General features: G+C 73.0%; 18 protein-coding genes. 8 read left to right on the top strand and 10 right to left on the bottom strand.

Annotation, left to right across the window (positions count from 1 at the left end):
- Window positions 1-60 precede the first annotated feature (60 nt).
- Window positions 61-3,471, top strand: coding sequence for a DNA polymerase III subunit gamma and tau (locus M4486_RS11680; protein WP_249477346.1), 3,411 nt, complete (start codon window positions 61-63; stop codon window positions 3,469-3,471).
- Window positions 3,472-3,480: 9 nt separating this feature from the next.
- On the opposite strand, the gene M4486_RS11675 is transcribed toward M4486_RS11680, so the two are convergent.
- Window positions 3,481-3,999: a GyrI-like domain-containing protein gene (locus M4486_RS11675; protein WP_249477345.1), complete on the bottom strand. Its 519-nt coding sequence runs from the start codon at window positions 3,997-3,999 to the stop codon at window positions 3,481-3,483.
- 108 nt (window positions 4,000-4,107) lie between these two features.
- Here M4486_RS11675 and recR point away from each other — a divergent pair, with 108 nt between their 5' ends.
- Window positions 4,108-4,701, top strand: coding sequence for a recombination mediator RecR (gene recR / locus M4486_RS11670; RefSeq protein WP_249477344.1), 594 nt, complete (start codon window positions 4,108-4,110; stop codon window positions 4,699-4,701).
- A 10-nt stretch (window positions 4,702-4,711) separates the two neighbouring features.
- Window positions 4,712-6,490: a hypothetical protein gene (locus M4486_RS11665; protein ID WP_249477343.1), complete on the top strand. Its 1,779-nt coding sequence runs from the start codon at window positions 4,712-4,714 to the stop codon at window positions 6,488-6,490.
- Between the two features lie 79 nt (window positions 6,491-6,569).
- On the opposite strand, the gene M4486_RS11660 is transcribed toward M4486_RS11665, so the two are convergent.
- Both M4486_RS11660 and M4486_RS11655 read right to left on the bottom strand, forming a co-directional pair.
- On the bottom strand, window positions 6,570-7,745 hold the full coding sequence (locus M4486_RS11660) for an ABC transporter permease (protein ID WP_249477342.1): 1,176 nt from the start codon (window positions 7,743-7,745) through the stop codon (window positions 6,570-6,572).
- The gene (locus M4486_RS11655) at window positions 7,742-8,899 is read right to left on the bottom strand and encodes an ATP-binding cassette domain-containing protein (protein ID WP_249477341.1); all 1,158 of its coding nucleotides are present in this window, start codon (window positions 8,897-8,899) and stop codon (window positions 7,742-7,744) included. Before M4486_RS11655 ends, M4486_RS11660 begins: the two co-directional genes overlap by 4 nt.
- Window positions 8,900-9,465: 566 nt before the next feature.
- Here M4486_RS11655 and M4486_RS11650 point away from each other — a divergent pair.
- From M4486_RS11650 to M4486_RS11635, 4 genes are all read left to right on the top strand, one after another.
- On the top strand, window positions 9,466-11,526 hold the full coding sequence (locus M4486_RS11650; protein ID WP_283257980.1) for an NAD(+) synthase: 2,061 nt from the start codon (window positions 9,466-9,468) through the stop codon (window positions 11,524-11,526).
- Between the two features lie 142 nt (window positions 11,527-11,668).
- On the top strand, window positions 11,669-12,625 hold the full coding sequence (locus M4486_RS11645) for a metal ABC transporter solute-binding protein, Zn/Mn family (RefSeq protein ID WP_249477340.1): 957 nt from the start codon (window positions 11,669-11,671) through the stop codon (window positions 12,623-12,625).
- Window positions 12,622-13,485, top strand: a complete 864-nt coding sequence (locus M4486_RS11640; RefSeq protein WP_249477339.1) for a metal ABC transporter ATP-binding protein — start codon at window positions 12,622-12,624, stop codon at window positions 13,483-13,485. Before M4486_RS11645 ends, M4486_RS11640 begins: the two co-directional genes overlap by 4 nt.
- Complete coding sequence (locus M4486_RS11635) at window positions 13,482-14,333, top strand: metal ABC transporter permease (protein ID WP_249477338.1); 852 nt, start codon at window positions 13,482-13,484, stop codon at window positions 14,331-14,333. Before M4486_RS11640 ends, M4486_RS11635 begins: the two co-directional genes overlap by 4 nt.
- A 60-nt stretch (window positions 14,334-14,393) precedes the next feature.
- On the opposite strand, the gene M4486_RS11630 is transcribed toward M4486_RS11635, so the two are convergent.
- Together M4486_RS11630 and map are read right to left on the bottom strand one after the other, a co-directional pair.
- Window positions 14,394-16,916, bottom strand: a complete 2,523-nt coding sequence (locus M4486_RS11630; RefSeq protein WP_249481122.1) for a family 78 glycoside hydrolase catalytic domain — start codon at window positions 16,914-16,916, stop codon at window positions 14,394-14,396.
- 75 nt (window positions 16,917-16,991) lie between these two features.
- Entirely contained in the window at window positions 16,992-17,777 is a 786-nt protein-coding gene (gene map / locus M4486_RS11625) for a type I methionyl aminopeptidase (RefSeq protein ID WP_249477337.1), read from the bottom strand.
- Between the two features lie 378 nt (window positions 17,778-18,155).
- Between map and M4486_RS11620 the strand changes: the two genes are divergently transcribed.
- Complete coding sequence (locus tag M4486_RS11620) at window positions 18,156-18,833, top strand: DedA family protein (protein ID WP_249477336.1); 678 nt, start codon at window positions 18,156-18,158, stop codon at window positions 18,831-18,833.
- An 86-nt stretch (window positions 18,834-18,919) separates the two neighbouring features.
- Here M4486_RS11620 and M4486_RS11615 read toward each other — a convergent pair whose 3' ends face one another.
- Genes M4486_RS11615 through M4486_RS11595 form a run of 5 tightly spaced genes read right to left on the bottom strand, consistent with a single transcriptional unit; the run spans window position 18,920 to window position 25,462 of the window.
- Entirely contained in the window at window positions 18,920-20,119 is a 1,200-nt protein-coding gene (locus M4486_RS11615) for a glycoside hydrolase family 1 protein (protein ID WP_249477335.1), read from the bottom strand.
- Between the two features lie 24 nt (window positions 20,120-20,143).
- Window positions 20,144-21,892: an ABC transporter ATP-binding protein gene (locus M4486_RS11610; protein WP_249477334.1), complete on the bottom strand. Its 1,749-nt coding sequence runs from the start codon at window positions 21,890-21,892 to the stop codon at window positions 20,144-20,146.
- Entirely contained in the window at window positions 21,889-22,815 is a 927-nt protein-coding gene (locus M4486_RS11605) for an ABC transporter permease (protein ID WP_249477333.1), read from the bottom strand. The genes M4486_RS11610 and M4486_RS11605 overlap by 4 nt, the downstream gene beginning before the upstream one ends.
- Complete coding sequence (locus M4486_RS11600) at window positions 22,812-23,792, bottom strand: ABC transporter permease (protein ID WP_249477332.1); 981 nt, start codon at window positions 23,790-23,792, stop codon at window positions 22,812-22,814. Before M4486_RS11600 ends, M4486_RS11605 begins: the two co-directional genes overlap by 4 nt.
- The gene (locus M4486_RS11595) at window positions 23,789-25,462 is read right to left on the bottom strand and encodes an ABC transporter substrate-binding protein (protein ID WP_249477331.1); all 1,674 of its coding nucleotides are present in this window, start codon (window positions 25,460-25,462) and stop codon (window positions 23,789-23,791) included. Before M4486_RS11595 ends, M4486_RS11600 begins: the two co-directional genes overlap by 4 nt.
- Window positions 25,463-25,773: the final 311 nt, after the last annotated feature.

Genomic DNA, 25,773 nt, shown 5'->3' with positions numbered 1-25,773 from the left:
CCCATGGCGCCGTCGCCCACAGCGGTCCCGTCGGTCCCACCGCCCCGTTAGCCTTGTCGGGTGGTCACCGCTCTGTACCGTCGCTACCGCCCTGAGTCCTTCGCCGAGGTCATCGGCCAGGACCATGTCACCGTGCCGCTCATGCGCGCCCTGCGCAACGGCCGGGTGGGCCATGCCTACCTGTTCTCGGGGCCGCGCGGCTGCGGCAAGACGACTTCGGCCCGCATCCTCGCGCGCTGCCTGAACTGCGAGCAGGGGCCGACGGACACCCCGTGCGGCGAGTGCGACTCGTGCCGCGATCTCGCGCGCAACGGCCCCGGCAGCCTCGACGTGGTCGAGATCGACGCCGCGAGCCACGGCGGCGTGGACGATGCCCGCGAGCTGCGCGAGCGGGCGACCTTCGCGCCCGCGCGCGACCGGTTCAAGGTGTTCATCATCGACGAGGCGCACATGGTCACCTCGGCGGGGTTCAACGCGCTGCTGAAGCTCGTCGAGGAGCCTCCCGAGCACGTGAAGTTCGTGTTCGCGACCACCGAGCCGGACAAGGTCATCGGCACCATCCGCTCGCGTACCCATCACTACCCGTTCCGGCTGATCCCGCCGCAGGTCCTCACGCCGTACCTCGAGCAGGTCTGCGCTGCCGAGGGAGTGCAGGTCGGCGAGGGCGTGCTGCCGCTCGTGGTGCGTGCGGGAGGCGGCTCCGCGCGCGACACCCTGTCCGTGCTCGATCAGCTCATGGCCGGTGCCGGCGAGGACGGCGTGGACTACGAGACGGCGATCAGCCTGCTCGGCTTCACCGACACCTCCCTGCTGGACGAGTCGATCACCGCGATCGGCCAGCGCGACGCCGGAACCCTCTACCGGGCCATCGAGCGGGTCCTGGAGACCGGCCACGAGCCCCGCCGCTTCGTCGAGGACCTCCTGGAGCGACTGCGAGACCTCATCGTGCTCGCGGCGGTCCCGGAGCGCGGCCACGAGCTGCTTCCCGAGGTGCCCGACGCCGAGCTCGAGCGCATGCGCGAGCAGGTCGGCTGGTTCCCCGTCGCCGATCTGTCCCTCAGCGGCGACCTCGTGAACCAGGCGCTCAGCACCATGTCCGGGGCAACCAGCCCGCGCCTGCACCTCGAGCTGCTCGCGGCGCGGCTGCTGCTGCGCGGCCAGCAGGTCGCCGCGGCTCCCGTCGCCGGTGCCGCCCCCGGCGGTGCGCCGGGCGGAGGCGGAGCTTCCGGTGCCGGAGCCGGAGCCGCAGGTGCGGGCGCTGGTGGTGCAGGAGCTCCCGGTGGAGCGCCCGCAGGTCGCAGCGGGGCCGCCGCCGCGCGCGCCGCGCTCCCGAACGCGGGCGGGAACGCGCAGGCCGGTGAGGGGCAGAGCCGCGGCGCACAGGGCGGCGGCGCGCAGGCAGGATCCGGCCGCGACGAGGCCCGCAGGATCGCGCAGCAGCACTCCGCCTCCGGTCAGAGCCGCAGCTCGAGCGCGGCGTCGGCGGCTCCTGCGCCCGCCCCCGCTCCTGCTGCTGCGCCCGAGGCCTCGCGCCCGTCGGCGGAGGAGTCGATCCCCGCACGATCCGCGCAGACCGCGCCCTCGGCCGCGCCGAACGAGTCGGCGCCGGAGGAGCCGCAGAACGCGCCCAGCGCGTCCGCCGGCGCCCCCGTCGAGCAGCCCGCGCCCGCGGCCGACGACGACTGGGGCCCGGTCGCGGCGATCCCCGGGAGCGGGACGGCAGGCGGTCGGCCCGCCGAGGCGTCCGGGTCCGACGCCCCGACGCCCGCGGCCGCGCCCACGCAGCCCTCCGCTCCTGCCCAGGGCGCTGACGAGCCCAGCTCCGGCGGACCCAGCTCCGAGGGGCAGCCCGCCCAGGCGGCGCAGCCCGCATCCGGTGGAGGCGCGCAGGAGGTCCGCGAGCACTGGTCGGCGATCCTCGAGGCGCTGCAGCAGATCCGCCGTCCCTCATGGGCGCTCGTCTCCCAGCACGCGCACGTCGCCGACTACAGCGGCGGCAGGCTGACGATCTCCTTCCGCTCCGGCGGGCTGCTCAGCGCCTTCGGGCGCGGCACCGGTGCGGAGAACCTCGCGCAGGCCGTGCGGAAGATCATGCACCAGGACGTCACCGTGGAGGCGGTGCTCGACGAGAACCCCTCGGACGACGGCCCCGCCGGCGGCTCGGGTGGTGGCAGCGGGCCGGGAGGCTCCGGCGGCCCCGACGGGGGAGCATCGGGAGCGTCCGACGCCCCGGCTCCCCGGGGCGCGCAGGGCGAGGGGCAGAACGCTCCTCGCGGCGCAGCGGCCCCCGGCCGGCAGGATCCGCGGCCGCAGGCATCTCCCGCGCGCCCCCAGTCCATTTCCCAGTCCGCGTCCCAGCCCTCGCCGCAGGCCCCGGCGCAGAACCTCTCCGCCGCCGAAGCCGGCGGCAGGGCGCCCCGCGGCGGATCCGCCCCGTGGGGAGACGCGGCGCCACAGGACGACTTCCCGCCGGAGCCCGACGACGACCCCTACCCACCCGAACCCGAGGACTCCTACCCGCCGGACCCGCGGGACTCCTTCGCCCCCGGTCCGGCCGATCGGCCCGTGGCGCGGCCAGCCTCCGCGCGCGGGGCCGCGGCACCGGAGGCCACAGCGCCCGAGACCGCAGCGCCCGGGACCACAGGGACGTCGCCTGTCCCATCGGAAGGTTCCCCTGCTCAGCAGAGTGCCGACGCGCAGGACGCGACCGCACCCGGCGCCGGGGAGGACAGCCCCCTCGCGTCGACCGGCGAGATGCTCGAGGTCCACGACGAGGGCCGTGACGCGCTCACCGGCGACGTCCCGCGCACCCACGGGCAGGCCGCACTGAAGAAGGCGATCGAGACCGGGCGTCCCGTCCGTTCCCTCCCGCCCATCGGCGGGCAGGACGACAGCACGAGCGGTGGCAGCGACGGCGACATCAGCGCCGGCGGAGACGGCGCGCAGACCTCGGCGGCCGACGAGGCCCCCGCCCCCGGTCCCGTCCCCGCGCCGTCGCCGTCGCCGTCGGCGGAGCCCGCGGAGGGTGGCGCATCGGCACCGTCTGCACCCTCTGCATCGTCGGAAGCGGACTGGTCGTCGGCCCTGTCCTCCGTCGCCCCTCCCGCCGGATCCGCGACCTCCGCGGCCCAGGCTCCCTCGGCGGCCTCCGCCCCGTCGGCCTCCGCCCCGTCGGCTTCCGCCCCCTCGGCCTCGGCGTCCTCGGCCGCGCCCGCCCCGGCGACCCGCTCGACGGGCGCCGCGCTCGCGCGCGAGGCCGTGCTCGCCTCCCGCAGCCAGCCGGTGCAGCGGCGCGGCTCCGCCGCCGAGGCGCCGCCCGAGCCCGACCCGCAGGACGAGGACCCCACGGGCGGTGCCACCTGGTACGACGAGGACGTGGACGCCGGGCAGGTCGCCACGCGCAGCGGCCGCGAGATCGCCGAGACCGTGCTGGGCGGCAAGGTCCTGGAGATCATCGACGAATCCCGGTGAGGCCCGCCGCTACTCCTCGAGCAGCGAGAACAGGTCCGTGCGCAGTGTGGACGGGTCCTTCGTCTCCGCGGGGTTGGACACGTAGAGCTCCCAGATCGGGAAGCGCGACTGCTCGTCGGCCTCGCCGACCGCCTCCATGAACGCGCCCCACGCATCGCCCAGCGCGCCGTAGCCGCCCAGATGGCTGAGCATCGCGACGCGTCCGGCGGGCAGGCTCGAGGCCTCCGCCGTGAAGCCGCTCGGCAGCTCGAGCGGACTCTCCAGCACGCCGTCGACGGGGAAGCCGACCTCGAGGTCGGCCGTGTCCACGGGGAAGCGGTGGTGCAGGGCGAACGCCGCGCCCATCGGACGGATCCCGCTCTCCGCGAGAGCGCCCGCGAGATGCGAGAACACCCCGTCCATCAGCTGCGGCAGCTTGAACACGGGGAAGTCCTCGCGGTGGACCACCACGGTCCGCACCGCGGGCGCGTCCGCGATGCGCAGCTCGGTCACCGGGGCATCAGCGTCGTACGGGGCGGGCAGGGACATCGCGGCTCCTTCGTCGATCGTGCGCCCACCGTAGCCGCGTGATCGGCCCCTCGCGAACGCCGGGCGCGCATGCCCTGGGACGTCGGTCCCCTCGCCTAGAGTGGCAGGGTGTACGAAGGCATCGTCCAGGACCTGATCGACCAGCTCGGCAAGCTGCCCGGGATCGGTCCCAAATCCGCGCAGCGCATCGCGTTCCATCTCCTGGACGCCGACGAGCAGTCCGTGCGCGCGCTCGCCGACGTGCTCATCCGCGTCAAGGAGACCGTGCGCTTCTGCGAGATCTGCGGGAACGTCTCGGCCGAGGATCGCTGCCGCATCTGCACCGACCCCCGCCGCAGCGACGCCGTGATCTGCGTGGTCGAGGAGTCCAAGGACATCGTCGCCATCGAGCGGATCCGTGAGTTCAAGGGCCGCTACCACGTGCTCGGCGGCGCGATCGACCCGATCGGCGGCGTCGGCCCCAACGACCTGCGCATTGCCGAGCTCATGAAGCGCCTGGGCACCGGGGAGACCGAGGAGGTCATCCTCGCCCTGGACCCGAACGTGGAGGGCGAGGCCACCAGCGCCTACCTCTCGCGCCTGCTCGGCTCCATGGACATCACCGTCACCCGCCTCGCCTCCGGGCTGCCCGTCGGCGGCGACCTCGACTACGCCGACGAGCTCACCCTGGGGCGCGCCTTCCTGGGGCGCCAGAGCGTGTGAGGGCGCAGCGATGACCCAGCCGCCCTCGCACCCTCCGCACTCCTCGTACTCCCCGCCCCCATCGCACCCCGCCTCGGGCCCCGTGCCCGCCTCCCCTGACGTCCCGAGCGCCTCCTGGTCCTCCACGGCCGGCGGCCGCCCGCCGCTGCTGCGCCTGCCCGAGCCCCGCCGCGTGCCGCCCACCGACCCCGCGTCCGTGCTGCCGGAGGAGTACCTCGTGGACTCCCGGCGCGACCTGCTGCGGCGCCTGATCCGGCGCAGCTGGGCGGCGGCCCTCGTGCTCTGGCCCCTGTGGCTGTGCCTGGTCGCGCTCTACGTGCTGGGCACCTCGCCCACCTTCTGGCTGCTCTCGCTGCTCGCCGCGATCGCGGACTCCTCCGTGCTGCGCCAGACCACCGTGATGATGGGCTTCAGCGGGAGCGGGCTCCTGTTCGCCTTCCTCGGCCTGCCCCTGCTGGCGAGCGCGCTCTCCCTGCTGCTGCTCCCGGTCTCCGCGGCATGGGCGGGCAGGATCCGGCCCCGCGAGCTGCTGGACGAGAGGGCCTTCCAGCGGGCGGTCTCCCTGCGCGCCGCGCTGCCGCTGATCACCCCCTCCTACGCGGTGATCGCCCTGCTGGTCCTCGCGGTGATGGTGCAGGCGCCCCTGCAGTGGGACGGGCTCAGCGCGGGCGCCCTCAGCTCGCTGGCCATGGGGATCGGCCTGTGCATGATCGCCCAGGCCGTCCTGCGGCGGGTGCTCTCCGCGCCCCGCCTGCTGGGCGTGCCCTCACCCGGCGAGCTCGAGCGCACGGTCATGATCGGGCCGCGCGAGGAGCGGCACGAGGCCTCCGGGCGCCTGCGCGCACAGGATCGCCGCCACCTCCCGCCGCATCGCGAGGAGTTCGGTCCGGCGCCGGTGCTGCGCGCCCTGCGCGTGACGGCGCGAGGCTGGTGCCTGTGGGTGGTCCCCGCCGGGCTCGGGCTTGCGTGGATCGTCTTCGCGATCACCGACGTGGTCGTGCTGTTCTCCCGCATGAGCTCGGTCGGCAGCTGGCAGCAGCAGGCCCCCGCGCAGCTGCCCTGGCAGCTGCTCGTGATCTCCGTGCCGCTGGGCGCGCTCACCGCGCTGGGACTGGGCCTCGCCCCCTTCGCCGCGATCCGCACCAGCCGTTCCCTGCGCGGGCGCGTCACCGACCTGCGCACCCATCCGAACTGGTCGGACCGCGTGGCCGTGAACCCGTGGGAGGGCGCCGTCGCGACCCGCACGGGCATCGCGCAGGCCGGAGTGGTGCTGCTCGCGGTGGTCGTGCTGGGCATGGCGCTGGCCCTCGCGGGCGCGCTCACCGCGGTGGGATGGGTGTGGCTCGTGCTCGACGTGCTCGTGCTGGTCCCGTTCGTCGCCGCCGCGGGCACCTGGGCCATGCGCCGCCACTTGCGCTACGTGGTCTACGGGCGGGCCGGGGCGTTCATGCGCCGGCGCACCCCGTGGGCGATGGTCGCCCCGCTGTTCGGCACGCGCGCCGACCGCGCGGACGACCCCGTGGTGCTCGCCGAGATCCGTCGACGCCGGCACGCCGAGGTCGGCGAGCACGGACTCGAGCCCGTCGGCCCCGATCCGGACGGACCGACGGGATCCGCCGGATCCGCTGGCGCTGCGAGACCCGGGGGCGCGACGGGCGCACCGGGGGTGGGCGACGAGCCCGTCGGACTTCCGGACTTCGGCGCCGAGGACACGAGTCCGAGCTCCGGGGGCGGGCGGAAGCCCGGACACGCCATCCCGGGCTCGACCACCGAGCTGCGCGAGCGCTGAGCTCACGCCGGGCCCGGACGGTGATGTCGGCCCCGTCGGCCCGCCCGACGACCTGGCCTCCCGACCGCCTGACCCGAGATCAGGCGATGCGCTCGCCGCGGCCCATGCGACGCTGCGGCGTGGCCAGGCGCCGCACCGTGAAGGCGAGCCCGCCGGCGCCGGCGAGGACCCACATGCCCAGGCCCATCGGCCAGACGGGACGGTCCTGCGGGCTGCCCAGATCCGTCGGGTAGCCGGGCGCGTCCTCGTCGTAGCACTCGTTGAAGTTCGAGGGATGCGTGGGGTCGGCGGCGTAGCGGATGCCCAGCGAGATCGTGCTCAGCAGGTCGAACGACGCGGGGTCCATGCCCGAGCGGTCGAGGTCGAGCGACGGCGCCATGTCCGCCACGAGCACCATCGGGTTCGGCCACATGAGCACGAGGGGGATGTCGGTGCGGACCACCTCGCGCCCCTGCTGACGGGGGACGCACTCGCCGACCTGGTCGTTCTCGGCGTCGTAGGACTGCTCGTAGACGGTGACGTCGCGATGCTGGACGAGCAGCACAGAGCTCGCGCCCCAGATGATCGGCAGCACGAACGTGGTGCCGAGCACCACCAGATAGGCGAGGACCACGGAGCCCAGCTGCCGCGAGGCGAGCGCGGACAGGCCGATGCCGACGGCCGTGATGCACAGGGCGATCGCCGCGATCATCACGAGCACGCGCAGCACGTACAGCGGGGAGATCTGGCCGATCAGCGCCGTGGGCAGCAGGGCCGGCAGCGCGGCGGCGATGAAGGCCAGGCCCGTGACCCAGCCGGCCGCGAGCTTGCCCAGGGCGATCTCCATGGGCGTGAGCAGCGAGACCTGCAGGATCGCGAGCGTCCCGGTGCTGCGCTCGCCGTTGATCGCGCCGGCGCTCAGCGCGGGCAGCACGAGCATCATCGCGAACACGATGAACAGCACGATCAGCGAGTAGACCACCCGCGAGACCCCGGCCATGTCCCCGAAGGCCTGCGTGTTCAGCCAGAATGCGCCCAGCACCAGTGCGCTCGTGCCGGTGAGCACCACGAACCACACCGCGAGCGCGACGTACCAGCGCACGGAGCGCACCTTCTGGCGCAGCTCGAGGCCGGCCATCAGCGCGACGCCGCGCGGGGTCGCGGCCCAGGCGGAGCGGCGCGGGCGCACGGCGGGGTCGGGCGAAGGGGCCGACGACGGCTGGGATGGCGGCTGGGAGGAGGGCTGGTGCGAGGGAGGCGGGGCGGTGGTGCTCACAGGGATCCCTCCCGACGTGCGGCGTCGGTGCGCAGGTACGCGGCCTCGAGGCGGCCGGTGGTGGGGGAGAAGCCGACGACCTGCGCGTCCTGGGCGACCAGGTCCCGCAGCAGCCGCGCGGCGGTCGCCTCGTCGGGCAGGGCCATGAGCGCCTCGGCGTGGCCGCTCGTGGTCCGCTCGCCCTCGCGCACCTCGATGCCGCGGACGTCCAGGGCCGTCAGCGCCGCGCGCAGCGCACCGGCCGAGAGCCCCTCGATGCGCCAGGTGCGGGGCCGGCGGGCGAGGTCGCGCAGGCTCGAGGAGTCCACGACCTCCCCGCGGTCCATGAGCACCACGGAGTCGGCCATCTCCTCGAGCTCGGAGAGGATGTGGCTCGAGATCAGCACGCACGCCCCGGCCTCCGCGCGCGAGCGCAGCACGTCGCGCAGGCGGCGCCGGGCGGCCGGGTCGAGCCCCGAGGCCGGCTCGTCGAGGATCAGCACGCGCGGCTCGTGGATGAGCGCCCGGGCCAGTCCCAGGCGCTGCTTCTGCCCGCGGGAGAGCACATGGGCGCGCTGCTCGGCCAGGGACCGCAGGTCGAGCTCGTCCAGCAGGCGCTCGATGCGCCCGCGCGCGACCTCGCGCGGCAGGAAGTACGAGGAGGCGATGACCTCGAGGACCTCGCGCACGCGCAGCGAGTCCCAGGCGCCGAACTGGTCGGGCATCCAGCCCACCATCGCCTTCACGGCCGTCGGGTTCTGCGCCGGGTCGACGCCGCCGATGCGGATGTGTCCGGCATCGGGCGCGAGCAGCGCCGCGAGCATCAGCATGAGCGTGGACTTCCCGCACCCGTTGGGCCCGACCAGCGCGGTCACCGAACCCGCCTGCGCGGTGAAGCTCAGCCCGCGCACCGCGTGCACCGGGCCGAAGGACCGCGAGACGCCCGCCGCGATGATCGCCGGCGGCACGGCCGAGGCGTCGCTCGGGTGCTGCGGCGACGACGGGGCGGTGGGGTGCTGGGGGTCCGAGGGAAGGGGGCGGTCGTGGACCGACGGGACGGCGTCGTCGGGGCCCGACGGGATGGTGCCGGGGGCCGGCGGCTGACGCACGGAGCCGTCGGTCGGCGGCGGGGAGTCGCCGGTCGGCGGCTCGAACGAGGGCAATGAGGTGCTCACGCCTTCGATCCAAGCAGGTGGGGAGACCGCCGTCACGGGGATCCTGCGAATACGGAGGGCACGAGCAGGGGAGGAGCTGGGGAGGAAGCGTGAAGGCGGCCCGGCGGACGCGTCCGGCGGCATCGGCGGGCCGGCGGTCCGGCTGGCTGGCACTGGACAGAGGGTCGTCGTCGTCCGCCGGCGCCGCTGCGGCAGGCGATGCGGGCGGTCCGTGTCGCGCACGGGCCGATGGTGAGGAGCCATGGCGATATCGCCACGGCTCCTCACCATCGGCCCGTCCAGGACAGGCATCCCGTGGGCCGCGAGCCGCGAGCCGTGAGCCGAGCTCCGTCCGCCGTGAGCCGTGGGTGCAGGGATGGACCGAGGTGGCCGACGGTCGGACGCGCGTGAGCCGCTCGGCCGTGCAGTCCGGCCGGTCGGTGGCAGCGGCACCGCACGTGACGCCTGGGTACGCTGGGCGCGTGACCTCGCAGACCACCGCCAGCACCCCGTCGGACGCCGCCTCGACCAGCCCGGCAGGCCCGTCGCCCCGCCCGGCCGGCCCGTCGGCCGGTCCGTCGACCTCGATCTACGACCACGGCTTCGCGCGGGTGGCGGCGGTGACGCTGCCGGTCGCGCTCGCGGACCCCGCGACCAACGCCCGGCGTCATCTGGAGGCGCTCGCGGACCTCGACGAGCAGAAGGTCGCCGTGGCGGTGTTCCCCGAGCTGAGCCTCACCGGCTACTCGCTCGACGACCTGGTGCTGCAGGATCCGCTGCTGGACGCGGTCGAGGAGGCGCTCGCGACCCTCGTCGAGGGCAGTCGCGAGCTGCTGCCGCTGATGGTGGTCGGGGCGCCGCTGCGCTGGCGCTCGCGCGTCTTCAACGCGGCGGTGATGATCCATCGCGGCCGCATCCTCGGCGCCGTGCCCAAGGCGAACCTGCCCACCTACCGCGAGTTCTACGAGCGCCGCTGGTACGCCCCCGGCGACGACGTGGTCGGCGAGCGTCTCACGCTGCACGGAGCGGGCGAGGCGGGGGCCGACGTCCCCTTCGGCGTGCGCCAGCTCGTGGACGTCGCGGACGTCCCGGGCCTCGTGCTGCACGTGGAGATCTGCGAGGACATGTGGGTGCCGGTGCCGCCCTCGGCGGAGGCCGCGCTCGCCGGCGCCACGCTGCTCGTGAACCTCTCGGGCTCGCCGATCACGATCGGCCGCGCCGAGGACCGCAAGCTGCTCGCACGCAGCGCCTCGGCCCGCTGCCAGGCCGCCTATGTCTACGCGGCCGCCGGTGAGGGCGAGTCCACGACGGACCTCGCCTGGGACGGGCAGACCTTCGCCTACGAGTGCGGCGACCTGCTGGGGGAGTCCGAGCGCTTCCCGCAGGGCACGGCCGCGACGATCGTGGACGTCGACCTGGATCGGATCGTCGCCGAGCGCCGTCGCCAGGGCACCTTCGACGACAATCGCCGGACGGTCGGCACGAGCGGGCAGTTCACCACCCACCGCGAGGAGCTCGGGATCGAGGCGCCCGTCGCCACCGGCCCCGTCCGTCGGCCCCTGCACCGCTTCCCCTTCGTGCCCGACGATCCCTCGCGCCTCGCGCAGGACTGCTTTGAGGCCTACAGCATCCAGGTCGCGGGGCTCGTCCAGCGCCTGCGCGCCATCGGCGGCGACAAGGCCGGCGGCACCAAGCCGGTCATCGGCGTCTCCGGCGGCCTGGACTCCACGCACGCGCTCATCGTGTGCGCGCGGGCGATGGACCTGCTGGGACGCGACCGCTCCGAGATCCTCGCGTACACGATGCCGGGCTTCGCGACCACCGAGCGCACCCGCTCCAACGCCGAGCTGCTGGCAGAGGCCCTCGGCGCGAGCTTCGAGACGATCGACATCCGCCCCGCCTGCACCCAGATGCTCAAGGACATGGGCCATCCCGCGGGCGACGGCGAGCCCGTGTACGACGTGACCTTCGAGAACGTCCAGGCCGGCATGCGCTACGACTACCTGTTCCGCCTGGCCAACCACCACGGCGGCATCGTGGTGGGCACCGGCGACCTCTCGGAGCTCGCCCTGGGCTGGTGCACCTACGGGGTGGGGGACCAGATGAGCCACTACACGGTGAACTCGGGCGTCCCCAAGACCCTCATGCAGCACCTCATCCGCTGGGTCATCCGCGAGGGCATCTTCGACGAGCACACCGGCGAGGTCCTGCAGGCGGTGCTCGACACCGAGATCACCCCCGAGCTGATCCCGCACGCGGAGGGGCAGAAGGCGCAGTCCACCGAGGACTCCATCGGCCCCTACGCCCTGCACGACTTCACGCTCTACCACATGCTGCGCCGCGGATACGGGCCCGGGAAGATCGCCTACCTCGCCCATCAAGCCTGGGGCGACATCGAGGCGGGCGAATGGCCCGTCGGCTATCCCGAGGAGGACCGCCGCGCCTTCACGCGCGCGGAGATCAAGCACTGGCTGACGGTGTTCGTCCGCCGCTTCTTCAGCAACCAGTTCAAGCGCTCCGCGGTGCCCAACGGCCCGAAGGTCCTCGCAGGCGGCTCGCTGTCCCCGCGCGGCGACTGGCGGATGCCCTCGGACGTGAGCGGCCGCGCCTGGCTCGCCGAGCTCGAGAGGGACGTCCCCGGCGACTGACGGCGGGCGGCCCGGCCGAGCCGTCGCGTTCTGTGCGCCACATTCGGCGGTCCGTGTCGTCGACCTTTAATGCGAACGATTATCGTGAGCGTGTCAGTCGGTGCCCCGCGCGCACCGCCCTCGCCCCTGAGAAGGACACCCCATGAAGCGTCGCTCCCTGCTCCTCGCCCTGCCGTCGGCCCTCGCCGCGACCACCCTCGCCGCCTGCTCGAGCGGGAACGACTCCGGCTCGGGCTCGGGAACCGGCTCCGACTCGGGATCGGGGTCCGATGGGGGCGGCAGCGGAGCCGCCGTCGCGCTCGTCGCCTCGACGAACGTCTGGGGAGACATCGCCTCCCAGGTCGGCGGCGACCTCGTCGAGGTGACCTCCTTGATCACCGATCCCGAGGCCGACCCCCACGAGTACGAGGCCTCGACCCGCAACCAGCTCGCCCTGAAGAAGGCCCAGATCGTCCTCGAGAACGGCGGCGGCTACGACGACTTCGTCGCGCGCATGCTCTCCTCGGCCGGGAACTCGTCGGCCACCGTGCTCGACGCCGTCACGATCTCCGGATACAAGGCCGAGAAGGGCGAGGAGCTCAACGAGCACGTCTGGTACGACTTCCCGACCGTCCGCAAGGTCATCGACGAGCTCGTCAGCGCCCTCAGCAGCGTTCACCCCGAGGGCAAGGCCGACTTCGAGGCCAACGGCAAGGAGCTCGCGAGCGCGATCGAGGACCTCGAGGGCCGCGAGAAGGACCTCTCCGCGAACGCGAAGGGCAAGGGAGTCGCCATCACCGAGCCCGTCCCGCTGTACATGCTCGAGGCCGTCGGCCTCACGAACCGCACCCCGGAGGAGTTCAGCGAGGCCGTCGAGGAGGGCGACGACGTCTCCGCCTCCGTGCTCAAGGAGACCCTCGACCTGTTCGCCGACCACGAGGTCGACCTGCTCGCCTACAACGAGCAGACCGCGGGACCGCAGACCGAGCAGGTCAAGAAGGCCGCCGAGGACGCGGACGTGCCCGTTGTCGGCGTCACCGAGACCCTGCCCGACGGCAAGGACTACGTCGCCTGGATGAGCTCCAACCTCGACGCGCTCGAGGACGCGCTGGGCAAGTGACGGACGGCAACATCTCCGCCGCACCGCCCCTGCTCACCCTGCGCGGGGCGACCAAGCGCTTCGGCGACCGCGTGCTGTGGCAGGACGTCGACCTCGACGTGCGCCGCGGCGAGGTCATCGCCGTGCTCGGCGCGAACGGCTCGGGCAAGTCCACACTGCTGCGCGCGATCCTCGGCCTCGAGCCGCTGAGCGCGGGAAGCATCCGCCTGCTCGGCCGCGACGTGGGGCGCGGGAGCCGCCGCATCGGGCTCGTGCCGCAGCAGCGCCTGGCCGACGACGGGCTCCCCCTGCGCGGCCGTGACCTGGTGCGCCTGGGGCTCGACGGCGACCGCTGGGGTCTGTCCCTGCCGCGCCGTGCGGCCCGCGAGAGGGTCGACGAGCTGCTCGCCGCGGTCGGCGCGAGCCGCTACGGCGGCGCCCCCGTCTCCCGCCTCTCCGGCGGCGAGCAGCAGCGGCTGCGGATCGCGCAGGCCCTCGCGGCCGACCCCGACCTGCTGCTGTGCGACGAACCGCTGCTCTCCCTCGACCTCCCGCACCAGCGGATGGTCGCCCGCCTCGTCGACGACGCCCGCACCCGCCTCGACCTGGGCGTCCTCTTCGTCACCCACGACGTGAACCCGATCCTGGACATCGTGGACCGCGTCCTCTACATCGCCGGGTCGCGCTTCCGCATCGGCACGCCCGACGAGGTGCTGCGCTCGGACGTCCTCAGCGAGCTCTACGGCGTCCAGGTCGACGTGCTGCGCCTGCACGGCCGCGTCCTCGTCGCGGGCGTCCCCGACCACCAGCACCATGACGACGACGCCGTGCTCGCCCCGCGCGCGGCCGACGACCACGCACAGGCGGGAGGCGCCCGATGAGCGACCAGCTTCCCCGGATGCTCTCCGAGGTCGTCGACTTCTCCGACTACGCGGAGCTGCTGCCGCTGCTGCGCAACACGATCATCGCCTGCGTCGCCCTCGGGGTCGTGGGCGGGCTGATCGGCGTGTTCGTGATGATGCGAGACATGGCCTTCGCCGTGCACGGCATCAGCGAGCTGTCCTTCGCCGGCGCCTCCGTGGGGCTGCTGCTCGGTGCGGGCGTGGTGCCCGGCTCGCTCATCGGCTCGATGCTCGCGGCGCTCGTGATCGGCGTGCTGGGATCCCGGGCGCGCGACCGCAACTCCGCGACCGCGGTGCTCATGCCCTTCGGGCTGGGGCTCGGCATCCTCAGCCTGTCCCTCTACTCCGGGCGCGCCTCGAACAAGTTCGGCCTGCTCACCGGGCAGATCGTCGCGATCGACAACCCGCAGATCACCTCGCTGCTGGTGATCTGCGCGCTCGTCGCCGCAGGGCTGCTGGTGATCTGGCGGCCCCTGCTGTTCGCCTCCACGGATCCCGTCACCGCCCAGGCCCGCGGCGTGCCCACGCGCGCGCTCTCGGTCGTGTTCATGGTGCTGCTGGGAGCGGCCGTCGCCGTCTCCGTGCAGATCGTCGGCGCGCTGCTCGTGCTCTCGCTGCTGGTCACCCCGGCGGCGGCCGCGATGCGCCTGAGCGCCTCGCCCGTGCGGGTGACGCTGCTGTCGGTCGTCTTCGCGCTCGCCGCCTCCGTGGGCGGCGTGCTGCTGGCCGCGGGCAGCTCCGTGCCCATCAGCCCCTTCATCACCACGATCTCCTTCGTGATCTACGGGGTGTGCCGCCTGGTCTCCGGGGTGCGCGGCCGGGGGTGAGGGGAGGCCGGGGTGAGGGGAGGCCAGGGCGTGTGGCCGGGCCGGAGGTTCGCCTGCCGGTCAGCCTCCCAGCTCCCAGCGGTGCTCGCCCGGCCCGACCTCGAGGCGGCGACCGTCCGGCAGGTGCACGAGCGCCCGGGAGCCGTCGGGCACCGTGAGGTGCACCCTCGAACAGGGGATGTCCAGGTCGGAGGCCCCATCCGCGTCACCGCGCAGATCCCCGTCGGCCTCCTGCTCCCAGCCCGCCCGGATCCCGCGATGCTCGACCGCGAGTCGGTCGAGCCCCGGGACGAGGACGGGCCGCAGCTCGAAGGTCGCCCAGTCCGGAGCGGTCCGGTGCAGGCCCACCAGGTCACGGGCCACGAAGTCCACGCCGGCGCCCATGAAGTAGTGGGCGCGCGAGCGCACGGGCTCGACCCACATCTCCAGCAGGGTGCGATGGCCCGCGAGGCGCCAGCTCTCCCAGCTGGGCGGCGCAGGGTTGCGGGCGACCGCGAGCGCCAGGTCCGCACGACCCGCCTGCACGAGCACACCGCCCAGATGCGCCATGCCCAGGCAGCCGGCGTCGTGGTGGTCGCCGCGCGCGCGGATGTCCTCGACAAGATGCCTGCGGACCGCGTCGACGTGCCCGGCGGGGACGATCCCGGAGGCCAGGGCCTGGATCTGCGGGGTCTGGCGGAAGCCCGGGTCCGTGGGAGCACCCGGGTCCGAGTGGGCAGGCGATTCCGGCGGGGCGGAGTTCCCGGCCCCGTCACCGTCGGCGAGGTGGGGGTTCCCGTGCAGAGGCGCCGAGGCGAACACCGAGCGCTCGGCGTCGAAGAAGACGCGCAGCACGTGCGCGGCGAGCTCGTCGCGGGCGCGGGCATAGCGCTCGCGATGGATGCTGCGGCCCGCGCGCGCGATCACGTCCAGTGCCCGGTGCAGCATCAGGGAGGACTCCAGGCGCACGTCCTCGGGCGGAGGGCCGTCGGCCCCGGGGGAGAGGTAGTCGCCCAGGATCCCGACCGCGAGGCCGTCCGCGTCGAGCCGTGCCAGCTCGAAGTCCAGGTAGTCCTCGACGGCCTCGCCGTGGATCGGCCACAGGTCCAGGCCGTACTCGCCCTCGAGCGCGTCCACGAGCACCGGGTACAGCGTCGTCCACTCGGGCGCGGGCGCGCACTGTCCGTCGCCGTAGCCCCATCCGGCCGACGGCACGATCACGGGCAGCGAGCCGTCCTCGCGCTGCGCGTCGAGGAAGTCGTCGAGCCAGCTGGTGAGGAAGCGTCGCAGGTCGAAGCGGGTGAGCAGGGCCGGCAGAGCCACCTGCGCATCGCCCGTCCAGCCGTTCTTCTCGTAGGTCGGGGTGTCGGTGAGCACCCAGTGCAGGTTCGCGCGCACGGTCGCGATGAAGGCCTCCTCGAGCCACGCGAGGGTCGGGTCCGAGGTCTCCGTGCCGCCGACGAGCGGCACGTCGGCCCAGGCGGCGCGGCCCAGGATCTCCGCGTCCCGGCCCGGCACGGCGCCCCGCACCTCGACGTACCGGAACCCCTTGTAGGTGTGGTGGGACTCGAAGGGTCGGCCCTCGAGCGCCACGTCGTCGCGCTGGAAGCGGCCGGTGGGGATGAAGGCGTTCTCGGCGATCACGGAGCCGTCGTCCGCGAGGCGCTCGCCGTGGACGAGGGTGACCTCGAGGCGCTCGTCCGTGAGCGGCTCGAGACGGGTCCAGCCGGCGACGACGCGTCCCAGGTCGCCGACGAAGCGTCCGTCGCCGAGGTCCGTCCAGGTGGGCAGCAGGGTCCCCTGCACGAGGATCGGCTCTGCCATGGCCTCGCGCAGAGGCAGCCCGGTGGTCGGGATCTCGCGGGCGGCGCGCGGACGGGGCAGCGCGGCCGACGGGCCGGGATCGGGGGCGAGCACCGTGACGGGCGCCCACCGCGAGGAGGCGCGAGTGTCGTGGCCATCGGCGTCCTCGAAGCCGGGCTCCCGCCAGCCATGGGGCTCGAGGGCCTCGTCCCAGGTCTCGCCCTCGTACAGGCTGTCGAAGCGCAGCCCGCCGGTCGCGCAGCGCCACGTCTCGTCGGTGACCAGGACGTGCTCGCAGCCGTCCTCGCAGGTCACGTGGAGCTCGGCGGTCACGCGAGGGGCCTCGCGCCAGGGCGCCTCCGACCACATCCAGACCTCGGGCGAGTGCAGGTCGAAGAAGCCTCGTCCGAGTTCCGCGGCGAGGCAGACCCGCGTCGACCCCGCCGCCTGCGCGGTCACGTCCCAGCTCACCGCGCGGGCGGCGACCGAGGCGTTCGTGAGCCCCGGGGCGAGACGCTGCTCGCTCGCCGGGTGGCCGTTGACCCAGGCCAGCACGGTGCCGAGCCCGGAGACGTGCAGCGTCGCGCGGGCGACGGGGGAGGGAAGCTCCCATGCCCGGCGGAAGATCGGGGCCGCATGCGGATCCGCGGCCCACGGAGAGGCGGTGATCCAGTCGGCCCGCCAGAGGTCCGGCAGCGGGATCCGCGGGCGGAGGGTCTCGAGGTCGCGAGCGGGGCCGATGTCGCGGCTGGGACTGTGCTCGGCGGGCGTTGGGGAGAGCGGTGGGGACGGCGTCGTCATCACGCGCTTCAGCGTAGTGCGCGCCGCCGCGCAGCGGAGCCGCCGCCCTCCAGGGACGTCGGCCCCGCGAGCAGGTCAGCTGCTGGCGCCGGGCGCGAGGGTCATGATCTCGGCGCCGTCCGCGGTGATCGCGATCGTGTGCTCGATGTGGGCGGTGCGCGCGCCGGTCACGCTGCGCAGGGTCCAGCCGTCCTCGGGATCGGTGACCAGCTCGTCGGTGTCGACCATGATCCAGGGCTCGAGCGCGAGCAGCATCCCGGGGCGCAGGCGCAGCCCGCGGCCGGGGCGGCCGTCGTTGGCGACGTGCGGGTCCTGGTGCATCGTGGTGCCGATGCCGTGGCCGCCGAAGTCCATGTTGATCGGGTACCCGGCGACGGAGAGCACCTGGCCGATGGCGTGCGAGACGTCGCCCAGTCGCGCATCCGGGCCGGCGGCCTCGATGCCCGCCGCGAGGGCCCGCCGGGTGGTCTCGATGAGGGCGGTGTCCTCGGGGTCGCGCTCCTGGCCGACCACGAAGCTGATCGCGGCGTCGGACGCGATGCCGTCGAGGATCACGGCGAGATCGAGGGTGAGCAGGTCGCCGTCGGCGAGGACCTGATCGCGGGGCATCCCGTGCAGCACGGCGTCGTTGACCGAGGTGCAGATCCAGTGGCCGAAGGGGCCGTCGCCGAAGGAGGGCGCGTAGTCGACGTAGCAGGACTTCGCGCCGGCCTCGAGGATCATGTCCTTCGTCCACTCGTCGATCTCCAGCAGGTTCGTCCCCACCTGGGTGCGCTCGCGCATGGTCTGGAGGATGCGGCCGACGAGCGCCCCGGTCGCGCGGGCGCGGGTGATCTCGGAGGGGCTGAGGATCTCGATCATGGGGGCCTTCCTGGGCGGGGCGAGTGCGGTCCGGCGGCGCGGGGCGATGCCTGATGACGCGGAGCGGGAACAATCTATCCGGCGTGCGGCATGTCCATCAGGGCGCGGCCGTGCGAGCCCGGCCACGTGCGAGGGCCCGCTCGCGGAGTGCGCGCGTCCCGCCCCCACAGCTTCTGCACAGTCCTCGCATGACGCCTGCACCACGAGCGCTCGCAGAATCGGACACCGTGGCGGAAGATGGACGTGGTGTCCGCGCGCGTCCCGTCGCGCGCAACCCGCCCCGCGCGGCGCGCGACGCCCGCGCCGGGCGCACCGGCATCCCGCGCACCGCGCCCCGACATCGACACGACCACGAGACGTGACCACGGAAGAGGCCCCATGGACCTGCTGCACATGCTGATGGACCCCACGCAGCTGCTGGAGCGCTTCGGCGCCGCTTTCTGGTGGGTCGCCCACGCGATCGTCTTCATCGAGTGCGGACTGTTCTTCCCGATCCTTCCCGGCGACTCCCTGCTCTTCGCCGTCGGCATGTTCTCCCACGGCGGCGGTCTCGGCGTCCCGCTCGCGCTGTCCCTGCTGACCCTGTGCGTCGCCGCCTTCGCCGGCAACGTCGTGGGGTACGAGATCGGTCGCGGCCTGGGCGGGAAGCTCTACGAGCGCGACGGCCGCTTCCTCAAGCGCCGCTACTTCGACCGCACCATCGAGTTCTTCGACCGCTACGGCCGACGAGCCCTGGTGCTGGGCCGCTTCGTCCCGATCGTGCGCACCTTCATCACCGTCGTCGCCGGCGTCGGCCAGATGCAGCGGCGCATCTTCTACACCTGGTCCGCCGTCGGCGCCGTGCTCTGGGTCGTGCTCATCACGATGCTCGGCTACGCGCTGGGCAGCGTCACGTTCATCCGCGAGAACCTCGAGATCGCCGTGCTCGCCCTCGTGTTCGTCTCCGTGGTGCCGATGCTCATCGAGGCCCTGCGCAAGCGGGCCAAGTCTCGGAAGGCCGCCGCCTCGGCCTCGGCGCAGACGCCCGATCGCCCGGGCGAGGACCAGCTGGTCTGAGCGTCGCGGGCCGGCTGGTCCGAGGACTGAGGACTGTGGACTGAGCGCCAGCCGATCCGCGCGTCGCGCACCATCTGGTCCGATGCTCACTCCGCCGCGGAGGTCTCCGTCTCCAGCGCGCCGTGCCGCGCGATGTCGCCGAGCCACGCGAGGCTCGGCTTCGGTCGGCGCTCGAAGGTCTGCGGGTCCCAGCCCACCAGCCCGAACGTCGGCCGATACCCGCTCGCCCACTCGAAGTTGTCCAGCAGCGACCAGTGCAGGTAGCCGCGCACGTCGATGCCGTCGGCGATCGCCCGGTGCACGCCCTCGAGGGCGCCGCGCGTGTAGTCGATGCGGCGGGCGTCGTCGGCGGTCGCGATGCCGTTCTCGGTGATCATCAGCGGCACGTGGCCGCTCAGCTCCCAGGCGCTGCGCAGTCCCAGCTCCGCCGCCGGCGGGAAGTACTCCCATCCGGTCAGCGTGGTCTCGACCCCGTCGGCGACGGGGAGCGGGCCCTCCGGGCCGATGAAGGTGCGGGTGTAGGCCTGCACGCCCAGGAAGTCGTCCCCCGCGGAGTTCTCGAGGTACCAGAAGTCGCGCGGATGCCCGTACTCCAGCAGCGCCTGCTCGCTCCCCTCCTCGTCGCTCGCGTGGAAGGCCTGGGTGGCGATCGTCCAGCCCGACTGCACGCCCGGCAGCGCGGAGAGCACCTCGCGGGAGCGGCGGTGGGAGGCCAGCAGCTGATCGGCCACGTGCAGGTCGGGGAACGGCAGGCCGTGCGCGACCAGGTTCTTCGCGTCCTCGCCGCCCGCGAGCATCGCCGCGATGTTCGGCTCGTTGATCGTGCACACCACGCGCACCCCGTCGAGGATCCCGAGCACGCTCTCCGTGTAGCGGGCGAACAGCTCGGGGGCGTCGTCGGCCCGCCAGAAGCCGTCGCGCTCGAACCAGCGCGGCACCGTGAAGTGCATGAGGGTGACGATGGGCTCGACGCCGTGGTCGAGGCAGGCCTGGATCATCCGCCGGTAGTGGGCGAGCTCGGCCCGGGAGACCACGCCGCGCTCGGGCTCGATGCGCGCCCACTCGATGCTGAAGCGGTAGGCGTTCAGGCCGGCGTCCGCGAGCAGGGCGATGTCCTCGGCGAAGCGGTGGTAGCTGTCCGCCGCGTCGTTGCTGGGCTCCACGACCGGGGAGCCGGGCCGGTGCTCGAGCTCCCACCAGTTCGAGTTCACGTTGTTGCCCTCGATCTGGTGGGCGGCGGTCGCGGCGCCCCAGCGGAAGCCGTCGGGGAAGCGGAGGGTGGACATGGGGCTCCTTCGTGGTGGGTCGTCTCAGGCGCTGAGCGCCCGGCGGGGATCGGGGATCGCGTCGAGCAGACGGATCGTGTACTCGTCGCGCGGGGCCCGCATGACCTGGGCCGTCGGGCCGTCCTCGGCGATCCGGCCCTCGTGCAGCACGATGATCTCGTCGGTCACGAGACGGGCGCTGAGCAGGTCGTGCGTGATGTACAGCAGGGAGACGCCGGTGGTCTCCCGCAGCTCGCGCAGCAGTGAGAGCACCCCGGCGCGCAGCGACACGTCGAGCATCGAGACGGGCTCGTCGGCGATGATCACGCGGGGGTCGCAGGCGAGCGCCCGGGCGATCACGACCCGCTGGCGCTGCCCGCCCGAGAGCTGGTGGGGGAGTTTGGTCAGGTACTGCTCGACCGGCGTCAGCCCCACCGTCTCCAGCAGCTCGCGCACCCGGCGCCGCACGCCGTCGCGGCGCACGTCGGTGAGGTTCGCGACGGCCCGCGAGAGCGTGTACTCGACCGTGCTCAGCGGGTTCAGGGCCGTGTACGGATCCTGGAAGACCATCTGCACCGTGCGGCGGAGGTCCCGCAGCCGGCGCCTGGGCAGGTCGCCCACGGACACGTCGCCGATCTCGATGGTGCCCTCGGTGGGCCGCTCGATGCCGGTGATGAGCTTCGCGAGGGTGGACTTGCCGCTTCCGGACTGGCCGACGAGGGCCGTCGCCCCGCCCGGCGCGAGCGTGAAGGAGACGTCCTGGACGGCGCGCACGGGCGGCAGGCCGCGCCGCGGGGGCGCATAGGCCTTGCTCACGCCGCGCACGCGCAGCTCAGGTCCTGCCGATGCTGCCGACGGGACTGGTGCCGCCGACGGGACTGGCGCGCGGGTCGGCTCCGAGTCCCCATCGGCCCGATCCGCGGGCAGCACCGCGCGGTCCTCGAGACCGGGCAGGCTCACGACCTCGGCCCGCGGGTCCGCGTAGTGGGAGAGCAGCATCCGCGTGTACTCGTGCCGGGGACGGGTGAGGATGTCGGTGCTCGAGGCGTCCTCGACGATCCGGCCGTCGTGCATGACGAGCACGCGGTGCGCCGATTCGAGCACCACGCCCAGGTCGTGGCTGATGAGGATCGCCGTGAAGCCCTCGCTGGCCTGCAGCTCGCGGATGGTGTCCATGACGGCGTGCTGGACCAGCACGTCGAGCGCCGTCGTGGGCTCGTCGAACACCATCAGCTGCGGTTCCAACGAGAGCGCGAGCGCGATCGTCACGCGCTGGCGCATGCCGCCGGAGAGCTGGTCGGGATAGCGGTCCAGCACGTCGGGCCCCAGGGACACCTTGCCCACGAGCTCCGCGGCGCGGGCATCGCGCCGTGCCCGGGGCACGTGCCCGTGGGCGGCGAAGATTTCGTGGAAGTGCTTGCGGATCGTCCGCACAGGGTTCAGCGCGTTCATGCCGGACTGCAGCACCATCGCGAAGCCGCCCTGGCGCTGGGCGCGCAGCGACTCGTGGTCCATGGTGGCGATGTCGCGGCCCGCGAAGACGATGCGCCCGCCCTCGATCCGCGCGGGCGCCGAGGCGAGCCCCGTGATCGCGAAGCCGAGCGTGGACTTGCCCGATCCGGACTCGCCGACGAGCCCGACGAACTCCCCGCGGGAGACCTCGAGGCTCACCTCCCGCACCGCATGGGTGGGGGAGGCGCCGACGGGCTCGTAGACGACGGAGAGGTCCTGGACCGCGAGGATCGGACCGTCGGCCGCGGAGTCCCGCGCGGCGGAGGTCTGGGTGCTGGTCATCGTCCGGTGCTCCCTTCCCGCAGCCGCGGGTTGCTGATGCCGTCCACGCCGAAGTTGATGAGCGTGAGCGACGTGGCCATGAGGGCGATGCACAGACCGGGGGCGAACAGCAGCGCCCACTGCCCGGTGAGCAGCGCGTTGGAGTTCTGCGCCCAATAGATCATCGTTCCCCAGCTGACCACCGAGGAGTCCCCGAGGCCCAGGAACTCGAGGCCCGCCTCGGCGAGGATCGCGGCGGTCGCCGCCCCGAAGAAGGAGCCCGTGATCAGAGAGGTCATGTTGGGCAGGATCTCGCGGAAGATGATCCGGCCCGCCCGCTCGCCGGAGAACCGGGCGGACTGCACGAAGTCCCGCGAGCGCAGGGTCGCGGTCTGGCTGCGCAGCACGCGTGCGCCCCAGGCCCAGCCGGTGATCGCGATGACCACGATGATCACCGAGATGCCGCCGTTGCTGAGATAGGTCGCGACCACGATCATCAGCGGCATCCCCGGGATCACGAGGAACAGGTTGACGAGGAAGTTGATCGCGTCGGCCGCGAAGCCCGTCAGGTACCCCCAGGTGAGCCCCACGATCACGGCGATCAGGGTCGAGATGAAGCCGGCGCCGAAGCCCACCAGCACGCTGATGCGCGCGCCGAAGATCAGCTGGCTGAGCACGTCCTCCCCGGCGGCCGTGGTGCCCAGCCAGTGCTGGAGCGAGGCGTCCTGGCTGCGGTCGAAGGAGTTGTCGGTGGGGCCGTAGGGGGCGAGCAGCGGCGCGAACAGCGCCACCAGCAGCAGGATGCCGATGACGATCAGGCCGATGCGGGCCTTGCGATTGCCCCACACCGTGCGGGCCGAGGACGCCAGGGCGCGCAGCCCCGGGTGGATCCGCCGCTCGGTCGTGGGGGCTGCGCCTGGTGCGGTCTCTGGTCTGCGGTTCATCGCCTGGTCCTTGGGTCGAGGGCGCCGTAGAGGATGTCCACGAGCAGGTTCGCCACCAGCACGCTCACGGTGATCATGAGGAAGAGCGCCTGCATGAGCGGGTAGTCCTGGCCGATCACGGCGTTGAACAGCAGGAACCCGATGCCGGGGTAGCCGAAGACCTGCTCGACGAGGATCGAGCCGCCGACGACCCCGCCGAGGGCCATCCCGAAGCCCGTGAGGTTGGGCAGGATCGCGTTGCGGGCGGCGTAGCGCAGGGCGACGGTGCGCCCGCCGATCCCGTTGGCCTCGGCGAAGGTCACGTAGTCCTCGCCGAGCGTGTTGATCATGGCGTTGCGCATGCCGATGATCCAGCCGCCCAGCGACGTCACCAGCAGGGTGAGCGCCGGCAGCGCCGCGTGGTAGAGCGCGTCGACGACGAAGGAGCCGCTGAGCTGCGGGGTGGTGGTCGCCGAATACGCGCCCGAGGTCGGGAACAGGTGGGCGATGTACCCGAGGAAGAACAGCAGCAGCAGCGAGGTCCAGAAGTAGGGGAAGGTGTTGATGAAGCTGCCTCCCACGGTGGGCAGGGCGTCCATCCAGGTGCCCCGCTTCCATGCGGCCATCACGCCCAGCAGGGTGCCCAGCACGAAGGCCAGCACGGTCACCGCGCCCACCAGGATCAGCGTGTAGGGCAGGGCGCGGCCGATGAGCCCGCTCACCGGCTCCGGGTAGAACGCGTAGGACACGCCGAAGTCGAGGCGCACGACCTGCCCCAGGTACGCCCAGTACTGGGCGAGCAGGCTGCCGTCCGGCACTCCCAGCTGGGCCTCGACGGCCGCTCGGGTCTCCTCGGAGACCGGGCCGTTCTGGGCGAGCCGGGCGATCGCGGCGTCGGCCGGGGAGCCGGGCATCAGGCGCGGCAGCAGGAAGTTCAGGGTGACCGCCGCCCACAGGGTGAGGGCGAACAGGCCGAGCTTGTTCAGCACGTATCTCATGACGCGCTCTCCTTCCCCGCGCGGCGCAGCCGGGTGAGGACCTTCAGGGGGGAGGAGCCGTACGTCTGCGGCGCGGTGTACGGGTCCTCGGCGTCGGGCCAGCCGGTGAACCGGCCGTCGTTGTACAGCCCCCAGAGGCCGCCGTAGTAGAGGGAGACGATCGGGATCTTCTCGTAGAAGGCCTGCTCGAGACCGTGGATGATCTCGGTCTGCTCGTCCTCGTCGACGCTCTCGCGGTAGCGGCGCAGGAGGTCGTCGACCTCCTCGTCGCGGAAGCGGATGCGGTTGTTCTGGCTGGTCTTCCCGACGGGCTGGTAGTACTCGCTCGAGAGCAGGTTCGCGTACCCCTGGTAGGCGTCCGAGCCGTTGGAGGAGCCGACCGCGAGCGTGAAGTCGCCGTCGGAGAGGGCGGCCTCGTAGGCGGCGGCCTGGGGTGCGGAGATGGTGACCTCGATGCCGATCTTCCCGAGCTGGCGCTGGACCTCCTGGACCGCCCGCAGCCAGTCGGTGTACCCGTTGGCGGTGGTGATCGCGAGGGTGAAGGGGTCGCCGTCCTTCGTGCGCATGACGGACCCGTCGTGCGTGAAGCCGGCCTTCTCGAAGGAGGCGATGGCGGCCTTCGCGTCCTGGGCGATGATCCCCTTGTCGGGGATCGACGGATCCAGGAGGTCCTCCTGGTTGGGCAGGAGCAGGCCGGTCTGACCGGCCTCGTCCATGTAGCCCTCCGCGGCCGCCTGGCCCACGGCGTCGCCGTCGATCGCGAGCGCGAGGCCGCGGCGCACGTCGAGGTCGTCGAACGGCGCCTTGTCGTGGTTCGGGTGCAGCCCGATGATGCCGCCCGGCGGGAACCAGTGCCGGTTGTGCGCGTTGGCCGCGCCCCAGGTGGCGTCGACGTCGCTCATGAACGAGTAGCACCAGTCGTAGCCCTTGGTGACCACGTCGAGCTCGCCGGTCGCGGCGGGGAACACAATGTGCTCGACGTCCACGTCGTCGGCCGCCCAGTGGTCCGCGAAGCGGTCCATCGAGTACTGGAGCGGGGTGAAGCTCGCGAGGGTGAAGGGGCCCGAGCCGACGGGCTTCTCGTTGCGCCAGGTGGTGGGGTCCTCGACGTCGGACCAGATGTGCTCGGGCACGATGAGCGTCGCGCCGAGGATGCCGACCGCGGGGGAGTCCGAGCCCTTCAGGGTGAAGCGGATCCGCGAGCCGTCGGCCTCGAGGGAGTCGAGGTGCCCCCAGACGCCCTTGAGGTCGTTGGCCGGGAACTCCTTGAGCATGCGGAAGGTGAACAGGACGTCGTCGGCCGTGAGCGGCGTGCCGTCGGACCAGGTCACGCCCTCGCGCAGCGTCATCGTCACCGACGACGGGTCGCTCTGGTCCCAGTCCGCGGCGAGCCACGGGTCCATGGATCCGTCGAGCGGGTTGAGCAGGATCAGCGGCTCGTAGATCAGGCCGACGCTCGTGCGGGCGTTCGCCTGGAACGGGTTGAAGTTCGCGGTGAACGTCGGATTGCCCTTGTCTCCCGCGATCTGCAGGGTGTCCGCGCCGATGGTCGGGTCCGGGCGGCTGCGCACCTGCAGGCTGCAGCCCGAGGCGGCGCCCGCGAGGAGCGCGGCGGAGGCCCCGGTCAGCAGGGTGCGACGGCCGACGCGCGGGGTGTTCGTGGAAGGCACGGGACTCGATCCTGACGTCGTTGTGCAAGAGGTCTCCGGCCTGATCCGTGCGGGTCCGCTGGGGCGGTCGCTCATGGGTCTCGCCCAGGGGTCTCGCTCGGGGTCGATCGCCCGGGGGAGCGCGACGGGTGCGCAGGCTCGGGCGGCCGGAGGATTGTGAGTGTATGCGCATACATAGACGGGCGCAAGAGGTGTCCGGGCGCCGATCCGGCACGGATCTGGCGCGGGTTGGGTGCGGTTCAGGTGCGGGTGCTCGAGCGCGGTGGACTTCGGTGCCCGAGCGGGCGGACGGGGCGCAGTGATCGCGACGC

The organism is Brachybacterium kimchii, assembly GCF_023373525.1.
GTDB lineage: Bacteria > Actinomycetota > Actinomycetes > Actinomycetales > Dermabacteraceae > Brachybacterium > Brachybacterium kimchii.
This window is presented reverse-complemented; position numbering and strand designations above follow the sequence as displayed.

Coding starts and splice junctions, on each gene's coding strand:
- M4486_RS11675 (WP_249477345.1), bottom strand. CDS start 3,999: ATGTCCCTGCCCGCCCCGTACGACGCTGATGCCCCGGTGACCGAGCTG.
- M4486_RS11665 (WP_249477343.1), top strand. CDS start 4,712: ATGACCCAGCCGCCCTCGCACCCTCCGCACTCCTCGTACTCCCCGCCC.
- M4486_RS11645 (WP_249477340.1), top strand. CDS start 11,669: ATGAAGCGTCGCTCCCTGCTCCTCGCCCTGCCGTCGGCCCTCGCCGCG.
- M4486_RS11635 (WP_249477338.1), top strand. CDS start 13,482: ATGAGCGACCAGCTTCCCCGGATGCTCTCCGAGGTCGTCGACTTCTCC.
- M4486_RS11630 (WP_249481122.1), bottom strand. CDS start 16,916: ATGACGACGCCGTCCCCACCGCTCTCCCCAACGCCCGCCGAGCACAGT.
- map (WP_249477337.1), bottom strand. CDS start 17,777: ATGATCGAGATCCTCAGCCCCTCCGAGATCACCCGCGCCCGCGCGACC.
- M4486_RS11620 (WP_249477336.1), top strand. CDS start 18,156: ATGGACCTGCTGCACATGCTGATGGACCCCACGCAGCTGCTGGAGCGC.
- M4486_RS11615 (WP_249477335.1), bottom strand. CDS start 20,119: ATGTCCACCCTCCGCTTCCCCGACGGCTTCCGCTGGGGCGCCGCGACC.
- M4486_RS11610 (WP_249477334.1), bottom strand. CDS start 21,892: ATGACCAGCACCCAGACCTCCGCCGCGCGGGACTCCGCGGCCGACGGT.
- M4486_RS11605 (WP_249477333.1), bottom strand. CDS start 22,815: ATGAACCGCAGACCAGAGACCGCACCAGGCGCAGCCCCCACGACCGAG.
- M4486_RS11600 (WP_249477332.1), bottom strand. CDS start 23,792: ATGAGATACGTGCTGAACAAGCTCGGCCTGTTCGCCCTCACCCTGTGG.